The following is a 19,554-nucleotide window of genomic DNA, read 5'->3' as shown; positions in this document are numbered from 1 at the left end:
GGAAGTGAGGGACATCTATGAATCGTTTTCAAGAACAAATCGTTCTTATCTCAGGAGCTGGCAGTGGGATTGGTGCAGCAACAGCGAAGCAGCTTGCTAGTGAAGGAGCGACTTTAATTCTTGTTGGCCGTAGAAAAGAAAAGCTTGAAGAGGTAGCTGAAGAGATTAATAGTGAAATGAACGTGGAGAGTGCCTATGTTTATTCAGCTGATGTGACGGTTGAAGAAGAAGTGGAGCTTTTAGCTAATTATATTGAAAGTAACTTTGGACGACTTGATGTATTGATCAATAATGCAGGCACATCTTCTGGAGGTCCTATTCTTTCATTGGAAAAAGAGGAATGGGAGCGAGTTCAAACGACAAATGTCACAAGTGTGTATTTAATGGCAAAATACTTGGGTGCTTTAATGACCCAATCAGATTCTTTAAATAAATCGATCGTAAATGTTGCTTCTCTTTCCGGACATAAAGCAGGAGCAAAAATCCCTAGCTATAGTACTGCTAAAGCTGCGGTTATTCATTTAACCAAATCACTTGCTGGGGAGTTAGCTCCTTATCATGTGAGGGTTAATTCCGTATCCCCAGGCTTTGTCGAAACACCTATGACCGAAGATGGATTAAAAAATCCTAAATTCAATCAGGCGATTGAACGTCATACCCTACTCGGCCGGGTTGGTAGACCGGAAGAAGTTGCGAAGACGATCGCATTTATTTCTTCTAGTGATGCAAGTTATATCACAGGTACAGATTTATTAATTGATGGTGGATGGCTCACCGTTTAAAAGAGGAGATGAGGACATGAGTGTAGAAAGTAGTAATACAGCAGAAGGAACGAAAGATTTCCTTGTACAAATTGATAATGGTGTCATGCTCCTAACACTTGATAGACCCAATGCTTTGAATGCCTTCAGCCCTGAAATGATGATGGGCTTACAAAAATCCATAAAAGAGGCAGAGTCGAATGATGATGTGAAAGTGCTTGTCTTGCGCGGAAATGGGCGCGCCTTTAGTGCTGGCGGAGACGTGAAGACGATGGGAGAAGCTGCTCCTGTAGATGTCTACAACCACATTGGACATCTTAATCAATTAATCGAGCAAATGCGTACCCTTGAAAAGCCAATAATTGCAGCTGTACATGGGTTTGCAGCAGGGGCTGGGTTTAATTTGGCCCTTGCATGTGATTTGATTGTGGCAGCTGAGGACACATCCTTTATATTAAGTTTTGCCCAAGTAGGACTTGTTTCTGATGGTGGAGGTCATTACTTCCTGCCACGATCACTCACTCCATATCAAGCAAAAGAGCTACTGTTTAGAGCAGAACCACTTGATGCAAAGACGGCACAACAATGGGGGCTTGTAAATCATATTTACCCATTAGCTGAAATGGAAGAAAAAGTGAAAGAATATGCTGCCTCCTTTACAGTACGCCCGACAAAAGCGATTGGGTTAATGAAGCGATTAACGAATCTCGCAGATACAGCGACTCTTAATGATATTTTAGAAGCGGAGCGTACAACCCAAGCGATGATGGTCACTACAGAAGATCACTTAGAAGGCGTAGCCGCATTTAAAGAGAAACGAAGACCACAATTTAAAGGGAAATAAGGAGAGTGTAATGATATGAGAGCTATTCAATTTACGACTTACGGTGGACCTGAAGTATTAAAAATGGTGGATTTAGAGCTACCAAAACCTGAATCAAATGAAGTCATTATTAAAATTGAAGCAATAGGGGTTAACTATGCAGATACTGCAAGGCGTGAAGGTCAATATGTTGTACCGACACCTCTACCATTTGTCCCAGGAGCAGAAGTGGCTGGTGTGGTAGATGAAGTAGGGAGCGATGTTTCCACTGTTAAAGTGGGCGACCGTGTAGTAACCCTTCTTGGCTCAAAAAAAGCGACTGGTTATGCAGAATACTCAATTGCTGATGATAGAGGCTTAATGCCGATTCCAGAAGGGGTAAGCTTTGAGCAAGCGGTTGCTTTGCCATTGCAAGGCTTAAGTGCTTATCATATTTTAAAGACGATGGGTCAGCTTGAAGAAGGCGATACGGTACTTGTACATGCGGCTGCGGGGGGTGTTGGGACGATTGCTGTTCAACTCGCGAAATTAATGGGCGCTGGTAAGGTCATTGCAACAGCAAGCTCTCCTGAAAAATTAGAATTAGCAAGTGAGCTTGGAGCGGATGTTTTAATCAATTACACAGAAGACAACTGGTACGAGCAAGTACTCGATGCAACGAATGGTCGAGGAGTCAACGTTGCTCTAGAGATGGCTGGAGGACGTGTGTTTATTGATACTCTAAAATGCTTAGCTACATTTGGAAGACTTGTTGTCTACGGGGTAGCAAGTGGAGAACAAAGTCCGTTTAACCCGTCTTCTCTAATGGCGCGTAATCAATCTGTTATCGGCTTTTTCCTCCCGCAGATCATGAGAAAGCCACGACTCTTGCAATCAAGTATGAAGGAGTTACTAGGTTATGTCGGAAGTGGTCAACTTAAGCTCCAAATAGGTGGAACGTATCCACTTGAGGAAGCAGCTGAAGTTCATAGCTTAATGCAAGGTAGAAAAACTACAGGTAAGCTCATATTAAAGCCATAACACCTAGAGAGCCAGACTTCAACGCGTAAGTCTGGCTTTTTTATATAGTGTTTTCGGTATAGTTCTTTGGACATGAGCATACATCACTTATATAGATACTATCTAGTAGGTATGTTAATTAAGGTCAGGCAGCTTAACTAAAGGAGGAGAAGAAGTGGAGCTCTTTTTTCAACAAATTTTAAACGGGCTTACTGTTGGAAGCGTTTACAGTTTAGTGGCTCTAGGGTTAACGCTAGTATTTGGGATCTTGCATGTACCTAATTTTGCTCACGGGGCATTGTACATGGTGGGGGCTTATATCGCTTTAACTGTTATGACTGCTTTAGGTGTGCATTATTGGATTGGACTCCTCATCGCTGTGTTGATAGTGGCTTTATTATCTGTAGTGATGGAGAGACTAGTGTTCAGTCGCCTTGATTCAAAAGATCCACTGCCTATTATGATTGCCTCAATTGGTATTTTATTTTTTCTGGAATCGTTTGCTCAATACATGTGGGGGAGTCAGTACCAGAGAATGGTGACTCCATACGGGGATACGATTCAACTATTCGGACTGACGGTTACAATGCAACGCTTACTCGTTATAGTAGCTGCTGTTTTCTTGATGGTTTTATTGCATTTATTTTTAACGAGAACAATGACGGGAGCCGCTATTGTTGCCATGTCTCAAAGTCGCAATGGAGCCTTTCTAGTTGGGATTAATGCGACTCGAGTATCAATGCTCACCTTTGCCATTGCTGGCGGATTAGCTGCTGCGGCTGCCACTTTAGCCGCACCTATTAATCTCGTTTTTCCTAGTATGGGAAATCTGGTAATCATGAAAGCCTTTGTTATTATCATCATCGGTGGAATGGGGAGTATTCCAGGTGCGATCATTGGAGGTTATATCTTAGGGATGGCAGAAAGTCTTGGGGCTACTTATATCTCTGGTGATTATAAAGATTTAATTGCATTTGTACTTCTCGTACTTATTCTAACGATGAAACCAAATGGATTATTTGCTAAGGGGGTCAGGTAAGGAATGAAACGATCTAAAAAAACTTATCTTCTCCTAGCCTTACTCTTAATCGCTATTCTCTTTCCGATTCTAATGCCAAATCAATATTATCTACAAATTTTAATTCTCGTTTTTATTTGGACGATTGCTGTATATGGATTAAACACGATTACGGGGCTCACCGGGCAACTCTCGCTTGCTCATGCTGGATTCTTTGCAATTGGTGCATATGGGCTAGGCTTGTTAACAACTAAAGGAGGCGTACCTTTTTGGTTAGCTTTCGTTTTAGCCATCGCTCTCACTGTTTTCATTAGTTTCTTTATTGGTCTAATTGCACTGAGAACGAAATCTCATTTCTTTGCCATTTACACAATGTCAGTCGGTTTTCTGATCTATCTCTTGATCTATAAATCAGACTTAACAGGAGGTGTGAGGGGATTAATTGGGATTCCAAATCCGGCACCGATTGGCCCACTAACTTTTGAATCCATTACTTCCTATTATTACTTGATGTTGTTTTTCTTACTGTTGACGATTTTCTTTATGTATCGCTTATTCCATTCCTTGCTCGGAAAAACGTTTGTAGCCATTCGTAATAGCGAAGAGCTAGCTGAAACATTAGGAATTTCCGTGATGAGAAATAAATTGCTAGCCTTTGTTATCTCTGCGGGACTTGCCGCTCTCGCTGGGGCGTTGTATGCGTCTTACGTGCGATTTATTGGTCCGCAAATGGCTGATATACATGTAGCATTTGAGATTTTACTGTACTTACTTGTCGGTGGGATTGGTACATTAGCCGGCCCTTTAATTGGTACGTTCATTGTTGTTCTTCTCACGCAAATGCTTCAGTTTTTAGAAGAGTTTCGAATGCTTGTATTTGGTCCGATTGTCGTTCTCTTAATCTTATTTTACCCAAGAGGAATTGTTGGAGGGTACTTGATGTGGAGGGCCAAAAGAGCAAAGAAAAAGCAGATACTCCAAGCTCAACATGCCAAAGGAGGAAAAGAGCATGCTGTTAACGATTGACCGTCTAACCAAGAAATTTGGGGGACTTGCGGCTGTTCAAGACGTAAGTGCCAATATTGAACAAGGAAAGATCACGGCCATTATCGGACCAAATGGAGCAGGAAAGTCTACCTTCTTTAACTTGATTAGTGGTTTTCATCAACCAACCACTGGCCAAATTAAGTTTTTAGGGCACGATATCTCAACGATGCGAGCTGATCGAGTTGCTAGGCTTGGAGTAGGACGTACCTTTCAAACCACTCATTTATTCGAACAAGCAACCATTCTTGAAAATGTACTCATCGGTCATAGGCTGCGAACAAAATCAGGTTTATTTGATGCCATCTTTAGAACAAAGAGGGAGAAAGAAGAAGAGAAACGTTGCTTAGAAAAGGCAGAAGAGGCTCTTGATTTTGTGGAGCTATCTTCCCTTGCCTATGAATCAGTTGCCCAAATTACTCAAGAACAACAAAAAAGAGTCGCATTTGCCCTAGCACTGGCGACTGACCCTACGCTTATCTTGCTTGATGAGCCAGCTGCAGGTGTTAATCCTGATGAAACTGACGGGCTAGCAGAATTAATGAAGAAAATGGTGAAGCATGGAAAAACGGTTTGCTTAATTGAACACAAAATGCCGATGGTTATGTCCCTTGCTGATCATGTCATGGTACTAAATCACGGTCAACTGATCGCAGAAGGTACACCTAAAGAAATACAAGGAAATGAACGAGTGATTGAAGCGTACTTAGGGGGGAACAGTCATGTTAGTGCTTAAGGATCTCACCGTCTTCCATGGTCCCGAGCGTGTGCTACAGTCGATTAATCTCACAGTAGAAGCCGGGGAGTTGGTCGTACTGCTTGGGGCTAACGGAGCTGGTAAAAGCACGCTTTTTCATACAGTTAGTGGCTTAGTGAAACCTGCGGAAGGTCAATTGCATTTTAATGGGAAGTCACTCAGTGGTAAGTCGCCTGCTCAAGTTGTAGCAGGTGGAGTGGTTCAATGTGCTGAAGGGCGGATGCTTTTCTCTCAAATGACCGTTCAAGACAATTTAAAAATGGGGGCTTATTCTTATAAACGAAATAAAAAAGACATCGCCACTCAATTAGATTACGTTTATGAACTTTTTCCTGATTTAGTACAAAAACGTAACGCATCTGCAGGGAGTTTAAGTGGTGGTCAGCAACAAATGGTGGCGATTGGTCGGGCGCTAATGTCTAAACCTAAACTTCTCTTGTTAGATGAACCATCGCTGGGGCTTGCACCATTAATCGTTGAGCAAATGTTCTCCATTATAAAAGAAGTGAATAAAGAAGGGGTTACTGTATTACTAGCTGAGCAAAATGCATATGCAGCCCTATCGATCTCGACACGAGGCTATGTGTTGGAAAATGGTCGCCTTAGTGTAGAAGGGACAAAAGAGGATTTACTTGAAAACGAAGAAATTCGCAAAGCGTATATTGGCGCCTAGGGTTTCGATAAATTAAAAAAATGGGGGAATTGAGAATGAAGAGAAGTTGGCTGATTTCTGGTGCAGTTGTTGTGTCAATGTTACTAGGTGCTTGTGCGAGTGGAACAACAGGAGGCGATGGGGAGGCTGCTCCTGAAGGTGAGGAAGAGCTACCAGAAGTAAGTGGAGGAGAAGAAATTTTAAACATTGGCTATACTGGTCCATTAAGCGGTCCAGCGGCATTTTATGGTGAGAATACTGTCAGTGGAGTCAGAATGGCGGCTGATGAGATTAATGAGGCTGGGGGATTTGAAGTAGAAGGTACGACATATAAATTAAACCTAGTGACTTATGATGATATGTATCTTCCAAATGAAGCAGCAACGAATGCGCGACGACTAGTGCAAGAGCATGATACCCCAATTGTATTTGTGCCACACAGTGGTGGAGTCTTTGCAACACAAGTCTTTAATGAACAAGAAGACTTTTTAATTGCAGCGTACACAAGTGAGCCTGATATACTTACTCAAGGTAATGAACTAACATTACGTATTCCACCAGCTTATGATCAATACCCAGAACCTTTTGTGAAATACCAACAAGAGCGTTTTGGTAAAAAACTAGCCTTACTTCCCACAGCCACTCAATACGGCAAAGATTGGACGGAAGAATTAGTTCCAGTTTGGGAAGAGCATGGTGGGGAAATAGTGTACGACGGCGAAGTGGATTTTGGAAAAGACACAGACTTTTTCCCGATTGTGACAAATGCGTTGAATCAAAATCCTGATGTCATTTTTGTCGGGGGGCCGTCTGAGCCAACGGCCTTATTAATGAAAGCTGCAAGGGACCTTGGATTTGAAGGTGGATTTATGGTGATGGATCAAGCGAAATTCGAAGAAATGGACGGGGTTCTTGGAAACTATGACGATATTGAGGGTGCAATTGGAATGTTGCCTATTTTAAATAGTGATGCTCTAGGGGCTGAGAGTTTCATTTCCTCCTTTGAAGAGCAATTAGACCGTGTACCTACTGCAGAATCTGCTTTTAACTACCAAGCTATGTACGTTATTGTGGAAGCTATGAAGTTAGCAGGAACAGTAGAGGACCCGCAAGCGATCATGGCACAAATGGATGCTGGTGTAAAAGCTCTAGATGAAGACAAGTTTGTTTGGCACTTAACAGGTGTAGAAAATAACGGCTTTGATTGGATGGCATCAATTGCTGCAATAGAAGATGGTGAGATTGTCTTAATAGAAGAATAAGTTTTAAAAGGGGAGCCAACTTCATTTCATATGAGGTTGGCTTTTATATAAGTAATTATTTTTTTGGAAATAGCTAAAAAGTATTGCATAATCCTACTTTAACGCGGAATTAAGTAAATTTTGGGTTGACCTATTAAAAATGCTATATTATAATTTAAAAAGACGTGCACTTCGGATGGATGTGCCGTTTGAGTTGGTTGTTTCGGAGGGAGGGAAATATAATGGCAGAAACTCGTGTTCGCAAAAACGAATCGATTGATGCTGCACTTCGTCGCTTCAAGAGATCACTCTCTAAAGAAGGAACGTTGGCTGAGGTTAAAAAGCGTAAGCACTACGAAAAACCTAGTGTTAAGCGTAAGAAGAAATCTGAAGCAGCAAGAAAACGTAAGTTCTAAAGAAGTGAGAGGGTGTATTCATTGAATCTTCTTGAACGGTTGAACGTAGATATGAAGAATGCGATGAAGAATAAAGACAAGCAAAAACTCTCTGTCATCCGTATGGTAAAGTCGTCGTTGCAAAACGAGCAGATTAAGCTCGGACGTGAGTTGACGGACGATGATAGCCTTACGGTGCTGAATCGCGAACTGAAACAACGCAAGGATTCCCTCCATGAGTTTGAACAAGCAAACCGTGAAGATTTAGCTTCCAAGCTACGTGATGAAATTACTGTGCTTGAAGACTATATGCCAGAACAGCTTTCTGAAGAAGAAGTTTCTGCGATCGTCAAAGAGACGATTGAAGAAGTTGGTGCTTCCACCAAAGCAGATATGGGTAAGGTCATGGGAGCTATCATGCCTAAGGTTAAAGGTAAAGCTGATGGTGGTCTTGTGAATCGTCTTGTGCAACAACACTTATCATAATTAATGACACAAACGCCTCGTTTCTATCTATATAGAAGCGAGGCGTTTTTTGATGAATCATGCTGTAAGTGGAAGTCAACTGTTTATTCGTGTTAAAATGACGTTACATTTTAAAAAAAGTTGAAACTTTTTAGGGATGGCTACGTAGAAAGAGTATGACTAAAAAAGAAAGGAGGTTAGCGTGATGAATACGTTTCGATTAAGAATGTCTCTTCTACTCATTGTGGTGGCCCTGCTTTTAGTTCCCCTACAATCATTCGTTTATAGTGAAACGTCTCCAACCAATGATCCGGTCGTCTATTACATACCTGTTGAACAAACAGTCGAAAGAGGGCTTGCTGCTTTTATGCAACGTTCTTTTCAAGCGGCTGCTGATGAAGGGGCTGACTATATTGTCCTAGAAATCCATACCCCTGGTGGTGCGGTTGACGCGGCTGGTGATATTGCGAGACTCATGCAAAATACGGAAATTCCTATTATTGCTTTTGTTACCAAAGAGGCTATATCAGCGGGTGCTTATATCGCCTTAAATGCTGATGAAATTGTGATGGCTCCTGGTACGACTATGGGTGCTGCTGGTGTCATTGATGGGGCAGGAAATGCAGCCGATGAAAAAGCACAATCGTATTGGCTTGCTGAAATGCGTGCTGCCGCAGAATTAAATGACCGGGATCCTCTGTATGCACTTGCTATGGCTGATCGCTCCGTTGAAATTCCTGAACTTGGAGTAACGGATGAGCGCTTCTTAACTCTATCACCAAGTGAGGCATTAGAAGTTGGTTATGCTGAAGCGATTGCTTCAAATCGTGCGGAATTAATGGAGCACCTTGATTTAGACCAAGTAACAGAGCGAGAGATGGAAGTCAGTTTTGCTGAACAAATTGCTAGATTTGTGACGCATCCGATCGTTATTCCAATTTTGCTTTCAATCGGGAGTTTAGGGCTTGTTCTTGAATTATACTCACCAGGTTTTGGGGTTCCTGGCTTTATGGGGCTAGCTGCACTGGGGTTGTTTTTCTTTGGACATCTTTTTGCAGGGTTTGCCGGCTGGGAATCGATTTTGTTATTCGGAATAGGCTTTTTACTAATTATGGTTGAAATCTTTATCCCTGGGTTTGGAATCTTCGGGGTCCTTGGGATAGGGGCGGTTATTGGAGGGATGCTCCTAGCATCGTTTTCAATGTCCTCCATGGTTATTTCGATTTTTATTGCCGTTATTTTAACCGCAATTGGAACCGTCTTTATCTTTAGGTATTTCGGAAACCGAGGCCCATGGAAAAAATTAATTCTCACAGACTCTACAAGCAGCGAAAAGGGGTATATCACAAACCACACCAGAGCGGAATTACTGGAGATGGAAGGGGAAACCTTAACACCTCTAAGGCCATCAGGATCGGCTGTTTTTGGTGGGGAACGCCTTGACGTTGTATCCGAGGGAGGATATATTGAACAGGGTAGGAAAATCCAGGTTGTGTATACATCTGGTTCACGGATTGTCGTTCGTGAGGTAAAAGAGAACTTATAATTTAAAGGAGGAAACAAAATGGTATTAGATCCAGGTAGTATTGGTTTATTAATTGGACTAGGGGTTTTAATTATTTTCCTAGCGGTACTTTTTACTTTTGTACCAGTCATGCTGTGGATTTCTGCATTAGCTGCAGGAGTCAAAATTGGTATTTTTGAATTAGTGGGGATGCGTTTACGTCGAGTAATCCCAGCACGTGTTGTTAACCCGTTAATTAAAGCGGTAAAAGCAGGTCTTGATCTAAGCACATCTAAGCTTGAAGGTCACTACTTAGCAGGTGGTAATGTTGACCGTGTTGTTAATGCATTGATTGCAGCTCAACGTGCAAACATTGACTTAAGTTTCGAGCGAGCGGCTGCGATTGATCTTGCCGGACGTGACGTATTAGAAGCGGTTCAAATGAGTGTTAACCCGAAAGTAATTGAAACTCCATTCATTGCCGGTGTGGCGATGGACGGGATTGAAGTGAAAGCGAAAGCGCGTATTACGGTTCGTGCAAACATCGACCGCCTAGTCGGGGGTGCTGGTGAAGATACAGTAATCGCCCGTGTTGGTGAGGGGATTGTTTCGACGATCGGTTCTGCTCACAACCACAAAAAAGTTCTTGAAAATCCAGATATGATCTCGCAAACAGTTTTGTCAAAAGGATTGGATGCAGGTACAGCATTTGAAATTCTATCGATTGATATCGCAGACATTGATATCGGCAAAAACATTGGTGCGGAACTACAAACGGATCAAGCGGAAGCTGATAAGAAGATTGCTCAAGCGAAAGCCGAAGAGCGTCGTGCAATGGCTGTAGCGCAAGAACAAGAGATGAAAGCAAGAGTCGAAGAGATGCGCGCGAAGGTTGTCGAAGCCGAAGCGGAAGTACCAATGGCGTTATCAGATGCATTGCGTAAAGGGCACATGGGTGTAATGGATTACATGAATTACCAAAATGTGATGGCTGATACAGACATGCGTGGTTCGATCAGTAAAGCTACAGGAGAAGATGACTCAAACGAGAAGCGTGGGCAATAATGCACCTCTCTTCTAATGGTGGAAGGAGGAGAACATAGTGGAATCTCTGTTTGAATTGATTATGTCAAATCTTTTCTTCGTCATCATTGTCATCGGCGGGCTCATTAGTTTCTTCAACCGAATGTCTAATGGTGGTGAGTCAGACGAACGCCAACAACGCCATGAGAGAACAGCTCAACGTGGTCAGCAACCAACAGGACAACGTCAACAAGAAGAGACGGTTGATTGGAGAGAAATCTTCAAACAAGAGCAACCATCTCAACCTGAGGCAACCAATCAGGAAACCGTTAGACCTGTTTCGTTTGAACCTGTTTCTGATGCGCATGAGGAAGTCTCTAAAGGTGTCGATCGTCAACAAGAGTTGTATGATCGCTATGAGCGTTTGAAAGACAAAAAGCGTGATGCGGTGAAGCGATTTGATAAAACAGTTAAGCCGGCCTCTAGGGAGACGAGCCAAAATCGTTCGAAACTTGATTTGCAATTAAATCGTCTTTCGAATCAAGAAGCAATGAAAGCAGTTGTTTGGGCAGAGGTGTTAGGTAAACCGAGAGGGAAAAATCCTCATCAGGCATTTATGCAATCAAAACGTTAAAAGAGCCATTTAACCCGTACAGAATCTTTTCTGTACGGGTTTTTTGTGAGCGATTTTTCGCTTATTCACAAGATATGAGTGATAACCTACCTTCTTCTGACATAAAAATGAGAGAAGGAGGAGGGTCGCACATGAAAAAAATCAAACAGCAGATGAGAGTATGGATGACTAAGAACATGCAGCTGCCGGCAGATGTAATGATGGACCTGCCACGAATTACCATGATCGGTCAACTACATATTTATATAGAAAATCACCGCGGGGTATTACGCTTCTCCAATCAAGAATTAAGGTTATTACTTAAACAGGGACAGCTCCTAATAAAAGGGGATCAATTTGTCATTAAGACGATCCTACCCGAGGAGTTACTGCTTGAAGGTCGTATTGACCAAGTTATTTATTTAAATGAGTGACCATATAACAATCATGGTAAGGAGGGGCCAAAATGCGGAATAATTGGGTGCAAGCTTTTAAGGGCTATGTTCGAGTGAGGGTAGACGGGGCCTATCCAGAGAGGTTTTTAAATCGTTGTATTGAACAAAGATTTTCAATTTGGAAAATAAAGAGAGTCGGGGATGAGCGCATTGTTTTCTACATGGATATTGAAGATGCCAAAAAGATCCGTCCTCTTCTACGGACAACAGATTGCAAAGTGACATTTGCTGAACGAAAGGGTACACCTGCAATGATGAGAAAAATAAGCCTTAGAGCAGGTTTTGTTGTTGGACTTGCTGCCTGCTTAGCGATTGTCCTTGTGCTCTCAAATATGGTGTGGAAAGTAGAAGTGGAGGGAGCCTCACCGCATGTCGAGCATGAATTGCGGCAAGTAGTAACCGAAATGGGCATTAAGCCATGGACCTTTCAATTCTCTCTACCGAGTGTCGAGCAAATACAGCGAGATGTAACAGAGCAGGTCAGTGGGGCTACTTGGGTAGGGGTGCGACAAAAAGGGACGACCTATCAATTTGAAGTAGTCGAACAAAAATTACCTGATGAAGCGACACGTGTGAGTCCGAGAAATTTAGTGGCTAAAAAGAAAGCAATCATTCATGATATTTTTGTGGAACATGGTCAAGCAGAAGTAAAGCCGAATGATTTTGTTGAAAAAGGAGACATGCTTGTAAAAGGGGAAATTGGAAAAGAGGGCAAAACGGAAATTGTCGCAGCTATTGCTGATGTTAGAGGAGAAATCTGGTATAAATCTGAAGCGTCTATACCGCTTGAGCACTTATTTACAACGTTAACTGGAGAGTCCAAAAACCGTCATTATGTATCTTTTTTTGATTTGAATGTCCCTTTTTGGGGACTTAGGTCTCATGATTTTGAGCAAGTACAAGAGTTTAATGAACAAAAAGAGTTCCACTTTCTCAAATGGGAATTGCCAATTAAGTATATAAGAAAAGAATTTCGTGAAACCTCTTCGTATAACCGAACGTATACAGAAGAAGAGGCGATTGAAGAAGCAAAAAGGATGGCGCGTGTTGAGCTTGTCCATCGTTTGCCAGAGGATGCAGAGATCCTGGGCGAAAAAGTTTTGCACGAAGCCCTTGAGAATGGTAAAGTAAAATTAAAGATTCACTACCAAGTACTAGAAGATATCACATCGGCACAACCGATCATTCAAGGGGATTGATGTTATTGTCAGACATGAAGTCGATTCAGCTAGAAGTGAAAAACACAAATGAGACACAAGCACTACTCGGACCAAATGACCGACACTTAAAGCGTATTGAAGATTTACTTGAAGTGTCAATTGTTACAAGAGGTGAAGAGGTATCCGTTAGTGGAGATCATGCTAGGATAATCGTAGTTGAAAAGGTATTAGCTAGTTTGGTCAAGTTGATTCGAAAAGGTATCTCTATATCTGAACGAGATGTAGTGTATGCGGTTGAATTAGCTAAACGCGATCAACTTGATGAGTTACATGAACTTTATGAAGAAAAAGTGGCTACGAATGCAAAAGGTAAAGTCATCATTGCCAAAACGCTCGGTCAACGCCATTATGTCTCAGCGATACGAAAGCGAGACATGGTGTTTGGTATAGGTCCTGCAGGCACAGGGAAGACCTATTTGGCAGTGGTCTTAGCTGTAGCGGCCCTTAAAGATGGACATGTTAAGCGTATTGTCTTAACAAGACCGGCTGTTGAAGCAGGTGAAAGTTTAGGCTTTTTACCAGGTGACTTAAAAGAAAAAGTGGATCCGTATCTTCGTCCGATCTACGACGCGCTACATGACGTGCTGGGAGTAGAAGCAACAACGCGCTTAATGGAACGTGGAACGATTGAAGTAGCTCCACTTGCCTATATGCGTGGACGTACTCTAGATGATGCCTTTGTTATTTTAGATGAAGCGCAAAACACAACCCAAGAGCAAATGAAAATGTTTATTACTCGTCTTGGGTTTGGATCGAAAATGGTCATCAATGGGGATTTGACTCAGATTGACCTGCCGAAAGGGAAAAAGTCTGGTTTAAAAGTTGCGATTGAGTATTTGAAACCTGTGGGTGACATCGGGTTTATTTACTTGCAAGCAACCGATGTTGTCAGACATACATTGGTGCAGAAGATTTTAGAGGCGTATGAAAAAGAGACCGGGAAAGTTGAATAGCAAGCAGTAGTGGTCACACAACTTTTAGTGAACGCTTCAATAAGACCCTCGCTTGACGGGGGTCTTCTCTGTTCTATAGGGGGCTTACTTGATTCCGGCGCCATACATATATGAAGGTATTTTATTGAAGAGAAAGAGAGGTGAAACAATTTGAGAAAACGCTTTTCGATTGATCATATTTCTTGGTGGAAACGTGTGCGTAATCATAGGTACATACGAACAATTTTATTTATCATTCTTGCGCTTTTCCTCTATCTTTCGATGCTTGGAAATATTATCCCAGAAACGTTAGACGTGCGCTTGTCACAAATAGCCGATAGAGACATACGCTCTCCTATTACGACTGAAAATCGGATCGAAACAGAAGAGCGAAGAAGTGATGCCACAGAAGCCATTAACCCAGTTTATGAGTTGAAACGTGATTATGCAGAGAATCAAGTGGTGAAAGTGAACGATATATTTGAATTAGTTAGGCGGGTTGTTTTTGAAGAGGGAGCGTCCATTGAAGGTATGGGAGAAGGGGAAGATGAAGAAGATGTTAGGTCTGAACAACTAGCCTATATTCAAGAAGTACTCTCTTCTGGGACAAGCAATGATTTGTCAGATGAGACGTTGGTTACGTTAATTGAAGCGACCGAATCTCAACTGCAAATCGCACAAGAAGCGACCGCTAATGCTGTGTTTGAGGCGATGACAGAGCAACAAATCTCCATTCGCAATTTATCAGAGGTGAAAAATTCAGTTGATGAGCAATTTGCGATCTCAACAGTGAGCAATAGGTTACTTGAGGCGATGATTGAGATTGCTCAATTTGCGATCATACCGAATTATATTTATGATATGGAGGCAACAGAGAGGTCACGTCAAGAAGCAAGTGATGCAATCGAGCCTGTCATGATTCGTGAGGGGCAGCTCTTGGTGAAAGAAGGCGAGATCATTGATTATGAGATCTATGAGCAACTTCGATTAGTTGGGTTGCTTGATGATTCGTTTAATCCCTACCCATACATAGGACTAGCTCTCCTAGTCTTATTAATAGTTGGGATACTTGCCTATTACTTAAAAGAAGCTAAGACCACAGTCCAACACAATAATAGTCATCTCGTATTGTTTTTGCTTATTTTTGTCGTCACCTTGCTATTTATTAAAATGGCAAGTTTATTAGAGAACTTAGATATCGTTGGTATCGGTTTTATTGTTCCTGTTGCGATTGGGGCAATGTTGTTAACGTTATTAATCCACCCTAGAGTTTCATTGTTCTCAAGTGTATTATTGGCGGTTATTGGTAGCATTTATTTTAACAATGAATCAGTTGGGACATTTAACTTTACTTACGGGGCTTATATGCTATTGAGTTCGTTTGCCGGGACGTTTTATTTAAGCCAGTCCACGCGAGTGTCACGAATTTTAAGAGCAGGCTTCTTTGTTTCCTTGATTAACATAGTGGCGATTATTTCTTTATTATTTATGAGAACGGTTCAAAGTGGTTGGTTTGATATCGGACTTCATGTTGGATTTGCTTTTCTCTCAGGATTCCTTGCAGCTGTTCTTACCATTGGCCTTATGCCATTCTTTGAAGCAGGCTTTGGGATTTTATCTACATCTCGCTTAATCGAACTCTCTAGCCCAAACCAACCTTTGCTTAGAAAGATATTAACTGAAACACCAGGTACGTATCACCATAGTGTTGTGGTTGGTAACTTAGCAGAAGCTGCTTGTGAAGTGGTAGGGGAAAATGGGCTTTTAGCTCGTGTTGGGGCTTATTATCATGACCTTGGTAAAACAAAAAGACCCCACTACTTTATTGAAAATCAACAAAAGATGGCGAACCCGCATGATCAGCTTTCGCCCCTTAAAAGTACAAACATTATTGTGGCACATCCTTATGACGGGGCAGACCTGCTGCGAGCGCATAAAATGCCAAAAGAAATAATTGATATAGCTGAGCAACATCATGGTACAAGCTTATTAAAATTCTTCTATCATAAAGCTAGTCAAGAAACGGATGAAGAACTAGAAGAGGCGCAATTTAGATATCCTGGTCCTAAGCCACAAACAAAAGTATCAGCCATTGTCATGATAGCTGATAGTGTAGAAGCGGCTGTGAGATCGATGCCTAGTCCTACTCCGGAAAAGATTGAGAATTTAGTGAAAAAGATCATTACAGACAAACTTGAAGATGGTCAATTTGATGAATCAGATATTACCTTAAAAGAATTAAGCCAAATTGCAGTCACAATCTGCGAAACATTAAATGGCACATTTCATCAACGAATTGAATATCCAGATGACTCGAAAGAAAAAGGAGAGAAAAAAGCATGAATTTGACGATTGATCTACATGATGAAACGGGTACACTTACTAGTGAACAGGAAAATCTTATTACAAAGCTAATAACGAGTGCAGCAGATTACGAAAAGTTAGAGGGAGAAATCGAGCTTTCTATTTCCTTTGTAGATGAAAAGCGTATTCAAGAAATTAACAAAGAATATCGTGAAAAGGATGCACCGACAGATGTTATATCTTTTGCACTGAATGACGAAGTCGATGGTGAAATGGATCTAGTGATGGAGGGTATGCCGAATGCCTTAGGGGACATTATCATCTCTGTTGACCATATTTCAAGACAAGCAGAAGAGTATGGTCATTCTTTTGATAGGGAATTAGGCTTTTTAGCGGTTCACGGATTTTTACATTTGCTTGGATATGACCATATGAGTGAAGAAGATGAAAAAGCGATGTTCTCACGTCAAGAGGAGATCTTAAGCGCATATGGGCTTACAAGATAGAAATAAACGTGGTTTTACACGCTTGTTACGTTCGTTTGGGTATGCTTTTCAAGGATTAAAACATGTCTTTATAAATGAACAAAACATGCAAGTGCATTTTTTTCTAGCTATTATCGTCTTTGTCTTAGCGGTGTGGCTGGATGTTACGCGTTTAGAATGGCTGATACTACTTGTAGTTGTCAGTGGGATATTTGCCCTAGAAATAATGAACACAGCGATCGAGAGAACGGTTGATTTAGTAACGGAGGAATATCATCCGATTGCTAAAAGAGCAAAAGACGTTGCCGCGTCAGCAGTATTCGTGTATAGTGTTTTTGCCGTCATCATCGGTTTGGTTTTGTTTATCCCTTACTTACTTGAGAAGTTTCTATAATACGTAATCTGTATGCGAACTGAGAGGAGATTCTCTTTACTATGTGGAAGAGATTTCAAAAAAACATTATAGCAGGAATCATCTATTTATTACCGGCCATTGCAACCATCTATGTCATTCAATTACTCTTTACTCTCGTTGACTCGTTTTTAGGTTCATTTATTACGGGGATCTTAAAAGCGATGAATGTGATTTCGAGTGAGGATGGAAGAATTTACTTTCTTGGAGTGTACACACCATTCTCAGAACGATTGCTTGGGATTGGTTTTGTTTTAACCATCTTACTTCTCACTTGGGTTGGTGCGATGCGATTAAAGGGTCGTGGTGTGAAAGTACTTGATTCAATTGATCAGACGTTTAGAAAAATTCCAATTGCTAATTCAATCTATACGTCCGTTGAACAAATCATTCATGCCTTTGCCCAAGAAAGATCGTCTTTTCAAAATGTAGTTCTAGTTGAATACCCTAGAAAAGGCTTATATACCGTAGGATTTCAAACAGGTGAATCAAAAGGGGAAGTTCAACGAGTGACGTCTAGGGCATGTATCAATGTGTTTTTGCCCACAACACCAAATCCGACATCTGGATGGCTTATCCTCGTGCCTCAAGAGGATGTTATAGAATTAGATATGACAGTTGAACAAGGGCTCAAATTTATTATTTCAGGAGGCGTTGTTGTGCCCCCTGATAAAGAAAGTGACTATGACGCGGAAACAGAAGCAATAGTAGATAAGGAAAAAATGCTTGTACAACTTCGTTCTAAGAGAAAGGAAGATCATAATGGATAAAAAACAATTAATTGAAAAAGCAATTGAAGCACGCGAGCAAGCATATGTTCCTTACTCAAAATTTCAAGTAGGAGCAGCTTTATTAATGGAAGACGGTACAGTATTTAAAGGGGCAAACATTGAAAATGCTTCTTACGGATTAACCAATTGTGCTGAAAGAACAGCACTGTACAAAGCATACTCAGAAGGAAACCGACAAGTGAAGGCGATTGCGGTGGTGGCAGATACAGATCGACCTGTCCCTCCATGCGGAGCATGTCGTCAAGTAATGGTCGAATTAATCTCACCACAAGCCCCTGTTTACCTAACAAACTTAAAAGGGGATATTCAAGAAATGACTGTATCAGAATTATTGCCAGGAGCATTTACAGCGGAGGATATGAATGAATAATACACCTAAAGGATTTAAATCAGGATTTGTTTCAATCATCGGAAGACCAAATGTTGGGAAGTCGACGTTATTAAATTATGTAATCGGCCAAAAGATTGCAATTATGTCTGATAAGCCTCAAACGACACGTAATAAAATTCAAGGAGTTTATACGAGTAATGAATCTCAAGTCGTTTTTATCGACACCCCAGGTATTCACAAGCCTAAGCATAAATTAGGCGATTTTATGATGAAAGTTGCTCAAAACACATTGCGTGAGGTGGATTTGATTCTTTACGTTGTGGAGGCAGGCGAAGCCTTTGGACCGGGAGAAGAGTTCATTATTGAACGTTTAAAAGAAACATCAACACCGGTTTTTCTTGTCATCAATAAAATTGATAAAGTGCAGCCGGACGATTTATTAGGCATCATTGAAACCTATCGTACGAAACTTGACTTTGCTGAAGTGGTTCCAGTTTCAGCTCTACAAGGAAGCAATATTCCAACTTTGATGGAGCAAATTGTGGGGCATCTTGATGAGGGTCCACAATATTACCCAAGTGATCAAATCACCGATCACCCGGAGCGCTTTGTTGTAGCAGAATTGATTCGTGAAAAGGTGCTTCACCTTACACGCGAAGAAATCCCACACTCTGTAGCTGTTGTCATTGAGCAAATGAAACGCCGTGATAATGATATGATTTATATTGGAGCAACGATTATTGTTGAGCGAACGTCTCAAAAAGGAATTGTGATCGGAAAGCAAGGCGGTATGCTAAGAGAAGTGGGGAAACGAGCACGTGGAGATATTGAGGCATTACTAGGCTCAAAAGTCTTCTTAGAGCTATGGGTCAAAGTCCAAAAAGACTGGCGCAATAAACCAACCCACTTAAGAGACTACGGCTTTAAAGAGGATGAATATTAAAAATAAATTTGAGCAAGGTGAAGGAGAGACATAAACCAAATTATGAGCGTATGCAGGTTACATATGTGCGCTATCCTGAGCATATGTGTGCTGTTTACGAGCGCTATATTCAATATAGATGCGATCGCTAGCAAAGCGATTTCAGCCTATATATGAGCGAACACCATGGCTACTTAAAAGCGGAAAAATCTCCTTGAAACAACTTTGTAACACAATTACCAAAATACTTTCACAATGGCTGGGCGTCTGGCCATTGTATTTTTGTTTTGAAACGATTATGATGAGGACAAATGAATTTTGAAAAAAATAACAACTCTGTTTGTCAAGGCGATTAAATTAACAATTTTTCCTTGACATGATTCCTGCAAACAAGGTCAACCTAGTAA

General features: G+C 41.3%; 22 protein-coding genes. All 22 read left to right on the top strand.

The window, feature by feature from the left end; genetic code table 11:
- Nucleotides 1-17 precede the first annotated feature (17 nt).
- The 22 genes from AB3N04_RS03930 to era all read left to right on the top strand — a co-directional run bounded on the left by AB3N04_RS03930 (nucleotide 18) and on the right by era (nucleotide 19,168).
- Nucleotides 18-782 (top strand): SDR family NAD(P)-dependent oxidoreductase, encoded by a 765-nt coding sequence (locus AB3N04_RS03930; protein WP_368504815.1) that lies wholly within the window; start codon nucleotides 18-20, stop codon nucleotides 780-782.
- A 16-nt stretch (nucleotides 783-798) separates the two neighbouring features.
- Nucleotides 799-1,605 carry an enoyl-CoA hydratase/isomerase family protein gene (locus AB3N04_RS03925; RefSeq protein ID WP_368504814.1) on the top strand — a complete coding sequence of 269 codons (807 nt, stop codon included), beginning with the start codon at nucleotides 799-801 and terminating at the stop codon, nucleotides 1,603-1,605.
- 15 nt (nucleotides 1,606-1,620) lie between these two features.
- Complete coding sequence (locus AB3N04_RS03920; protein ID WP_368504813.1) at nucleotides 1,621-2,604, top strand: zinc-binding alcohol dehydrogenase family protein; 984 nt, start codon at nucleotides 1,621-1,623, stop codon at nucleotides 2,602-2,604.
- Nucleotides 2,605-2,758: 154 nt separating this feature from the next.
- On the top strand, nucleotides 2,759-3,622 hold the full coding sequence (locus AB3N04_RS03915) for a branched-chain amino acid ABC transporter permease (RefSeq protein WP_368504812.1): 864 nt from the start codon (nucleotides 2,759-2,761) through the stop codon (nucleotides 3,620-3,622).
- A 3-nt stretch (nucleotides 3,623-3,625) separates the two neighbouring features.
- Nucleotides 3,626-4,627 carry a branched-chain amino acid ABC transporter permease gene (locus AB3N04_RS03910; RefSeq protein WP_368504811.1) on the top strand — a complete coding sequence of 334 codons (1,002 nt, stop codon included), beginning with the start codon at nucleotides 3,626-3,628 and terminating at the stop codon, nucleotides 4,625-4,627.
- Nucleotides 4,611-5,381, top strand: coding sequence for an ABC transporter ATP-binding protein (locus tag AB3N04_RS03905; RefSeq protein WP_368504810.1), 771 nt, complete (start codon nucleotides 4,611-4,613; stop codon nucleotides 5,379-5,381). The genes AB3N04_RS03910 and AB3N04_RS03905 overlap by 17 nt, the downstream gene beginning before the upstream one ends.
- Nucleotides 5,368-6,075 (top strand): ABC transporter ATP-binding protein, encoded by a 708-nt coding sequence (locus AB3N04_RS03900; protein WP_368504809.1) that lies wholly within the window; start codon nucleotides 5,368-5,370, stop codon nucleotides 6,073-6,075. The genes AB3N04_RS03905 and AB3N04_RS03900 overlap by 14 nt, the downstream gene beginning before the upstream one ends.
- A gap of 35 nt (nucleotides 6,076-6,110) precedes the next feature.
- A complete protein-coding gene (locus AB3N04_RS03895; protein ID WP_368504808.1) occupies nucleotides 6,111-7,316 on the top strand; it encodes an ABC transporter substrate-binding protein in 1,206 nt (401 codons plus the stop codon).
- A 221-nt stretch (nucleotides 7,317-7,537) separates the two neighbouring features.
- Nucleotides 7,538-7,711 carry a 30S ribosomal protein S21 gene (gene rpsU, locus AB3N04_RS03890; protein ID WP_003323311.1) on the top strand — a complete coding sequence of 58 codons (174 nt, stop codon included), beginning with the start codon at nucleotides 7,538-7,540 and terminating at the stop codon, nucleotides 7,709-7,711.
- 21 nt (nucleotides 7,712-7,732) lie between these two features.
- Nucleotides 7,733-8,176: a GatB/YqeY domain-containing protein gene (locus AB3N04_RS03885; RefSeq protein WP_368505985.1), complete on the top strand. Its 444-nt coding sequence runs from the start codon at nucleotides 7,733-7,735 to the stop codon at nucleotides 8,174-8,176.
- Nucleotides 8,177-8,360: 184 nt separating this feature from the next.
- Nucleotides 8,361-9,701, top strand: a complete 1,341-nt coding sequence (locus AB3N04_RS03880) for a nodulation protein NfeD (RefSeq protein ID WP_368504807.1) — start codon at nucleotides 8,361-8,363, stop codon at nucleotides 9,699-9,701.
- Between the two features lie 18 nt (nucleotides 9,702-9,719).
- Nucleotides 9,720-10,724 carry a flotillin-like protein FloA gene (gene floA, locus AB3N04_RS03875; RefSeq protein WP_317120441.1) on the top strand — a complete coding sequence of 335 codons (1,005 nt, stop codon included), beginning with the start codon at nucleotides 9,720-9,722 and terminating at the stop codon, nucleotides 10,722-10,724.
- Nucleotides 10,725-10,761: 37 nt separating this feature from the next.
- A complete protein-coding gene (locus AB3N04_RS03870) occupies nucleotides 10,762-11,316 on the top strand; it encodes a hypothetical protein (protein ID WP_368504806.1) in 555 nt (184 codons plus the stop codon).
- Nucleotides 11,317-11,447: 131 nt separating this feature from the next.
- A complete protein-coding gene (gene yqfC / locus AB3N04_RS03865; RefSeq protein WP_317120443.1) occupies nucleotides 11,448-11,729 on the top strand; it encodes a sporulation protein YqfC in 282 nt (93 codons plus the stop codon).
- Between the two features lie 32 nt (nucleotides 11,730-11,761).
- Nucleotides 11,762-12,949 carry a sporulation protein YqfD gene (yqfD, locus tag AB3N04_RS03860; RefSeq protein ID WP_368504805.1) on the top strand — a complete coding sequence of 396 codons (1,188 nt, stop codon included), beginning with the start codon at nucleotides 11,762-11,764 and terminating at the stop codon, nucleotides 12,947-12,949.
- A 5-nt stretch (nucleotides 12,950-12,954) separates the two neighbouring features.
- The gene (locus AB3N04_RS03855) at nucleotides 12,955-13,923 is read left to right on the top strand and encodes a PhoH family protein (RefSeq protein ID WP_368504804.1); all 969 of its coding nucleotides are present in this window, start codon (nucleotides 12,955-12,957) and stop codon (nucleotides 13,921-13,923) included.
- A gap of 150 nt (nucleotides 13,924-14,073) precedes the next feature.
- Entirely contained in the window at nucleotides 14,074-16,245 is a 2,172-nt protein-coding gene (locus tag AB3N04_RS03850) for an HD family phosphohydrolase (RefSeq protein WP_368504803.1), read from the top strand.
- Nucleotides 16,242-16,712: an rRNA maturation RNase YbeY gene (gene ybeY, locus AB3N04_RS03845; RefSeq protein ID WP_368504802.1), complete on the top strand. Its 471-nt coding sequence runs from the start codon at nucleotides 16,242-16,244 to the stop codon at nucleotides 16,710-16,712. The genes AB3N04_RS03850 and ybeY overlap by 4 nt, the downstream gene beginning before the upstream one ends.
- On the top strand, nucleotides 16,696-17,085 hold the full coding sequence (locus AB3N04_RS03840) for a diacylglycerol kinase family protein (protein WP_368504801.1): 390 nt from the start codon (nucleotides 16,696-16,698) through the stop codon (nucleotides 17,083-17,085). Before ybeY ends, AB3N04_RS03840 begins: the two co-directional genes overlap by 17 nt.
- A 41-nt stretch (nucleotides 17,086-17,126) precedes the next feature.
- Nucleotides 17,127-17,873, top strand: coding sequence for a DUF502 domain-containing protein (locus AB3N04_RS03835; protein ID WP_368504800.1), 747 nt, complete (start codon nucleotides 17,127-17,129; stop codon nucleotides 17,871-17,873).
- On the top strand, nucleotides 17,866-18,264 hold the full coding sequence (locus tag AB3N04_RS03830) for a cytidine deaminase (protein WP_368504799.1): 399 nt from the start codon (nucleotides 17,866-17,868) through the stop codon (nucleotides 18,262-18,264). The genes AB3N04_RS03835 and AB3N04_RS03830 overlap by 8 nt, the downstream gene beginning before the upstream one ends.
- On the top strand, nucleotides 18,257-19,168 hold the full coding sequence (era, locus tag AB3N04_RS03825; protein ID WP_368504798.1) for a GTPase Era: 912 nt from the start codon (nucleotides 18,257-18,259) through the stop codon (nucleotides 19,166-19,168). Before AB3N04_RS03830 ends, era begins: the two co-directional genes overlap by 8 nt.
- Nucleotides 19,169-19,554 lie beyond the last annotated feature (386 nt).

The sequence above is a fragment of the Alkalihalophilus sp. As8PL genome (assembly GCF_040939795.1).
GTDB lineage: Bacteria > Bacillota > Bacilli > Bacillales > Bacillaceae_D > Alkalihalophilus > Alkalihalophilus lindianensis.
The sequence above is the reverse complement of the archived record's forward strand: the minus strand, read 5'-3'. Positions and strand labels throughout refer to the sequence as shown.

What these genes read in the sequence shown, in the direction of transcription:
- floA (WP_317120441.1), top strand. Translation starts at nt 9,720, where the DNA reads ATGGTATTAGATCCAGGTAGTATTGGTTTATTAATTGGACTAGGGGTT.
- AB3N04_RS03880 (WP_368504807.1), top strand. Translation starts at nt 8,361, where the DNA reads ATGAATACGTTTCGATTAAGAATGTCTCTTCTACTCATTGTGGTGGCC.
- AB3N04_RS03930 (WP_368504815.1), top strand. Translation starts at nt 18, where the DNA reads ATGAATCGTTTTCAAGAACAAATCGTTCTTATCTCAGGAGCTGGCAGT.
- yqfC (WP_317120443.1), top strand. Translation starts at nt 11,448, where the DNA reads ATGAAAAAAATCAAACAGCAGATGAGAGTATGGATGACTAAGAACATG.
- AB3N04_RS03910 (WP_368504811.1), top strand. Translation starts at nt 3,626, where the DNA reads ATGAAACGATCTAAAAAAACTTATCTTCTCCTAGCCTTACTCTTAATC.
- AB3N04_RS03925 (WP_368504814.1), top strand. Translation starts at nt 799, where the DNA reads ATGAGTGTAGAAAGTAGTAATACAGCAGAAGGAACGAAAGATTTCCTT.
- AB3N04_RS03835 (WP_368504800.1), top strand. Translation starts at nt 17,127, where the DNA reads ATGTGGAAGAGATTTCAAAAAAACATTATAGCAGGAATCATCTATTTA.
- rpsU (WP_003323311.1), top strand. Translation starts at nt 7,538, where the DNA reads ATGGCAGAAACTCGTGTTCGCAAAAACGAATCGATTGATGCTGCACTT.
- AB3N04_RS03920 (WP_368504813.1), top strand. Translation starts at nt 1,621, where the DNA reads ATGAGAGCTATTCAATTTACGACTTACGGTGGACCTGAAGTATTAAAA.
- yqfD (WP_368504805.1), top strand. Translation starts at nt 11,762, where the DNA reads ATGCGGAATAATTGGGTGCAAGCTTTTAAGGGCTATGTTCGAGTGAGG.
- AB3N04_RS03830 (WP_368504799.1), top strand. Translation starts at nt 17,866, where the DNA reads ATGGATAAAAAACAATTAATTGAAAAAGCAATTGAAGCACGCGAGCAA.
- AB3N04_RS03905 (WP_368504810.1), top strand. Translation starts at nt 4,611, where the DNA reads ATGCTGTTAACGATTGACCGTCTAACCAAGAAATTTGGGGGACTTGCG.
- AB3N04_RS03840 (WP_368504801.1), top strand. Translation starts at nt 16,696, where the DNA reads ATGGGCTTACAAGATAGAAATAAACGTGGTTTTACACGCTTGTTACGT.
- AB3N04_RS03895 (WP_368504808.1), top strand. Translation starts at nt 6,111, where the DNA reads ATGAAGAGAAGTTGGCTGATTTCTGGTGCAGTTGTTGTGTCAATGTTA.
- era (WP_368504798.1), top strand. Translation starts at nt 18,257, where the DNA reads ATGAATAATACACCTAAAGGATTTAAATCAGGATTTGTTTCAATCATC.
- AB3N04_RS03900 (WP_368504809.1), top strand. Translation starts at nt 5,368, where the DNA reads ATGTTAGTGCTTAAGGATCTCACCGTCTTCCATGGTCCCGAGCGTGTG.
- ybeY (WP_368504802.1), top strand. Translation starts at nt 16,242, where the DNA reads ATGAATTTGACGATTGATCTACATGATGAAACGGGTACACTTACTAGT.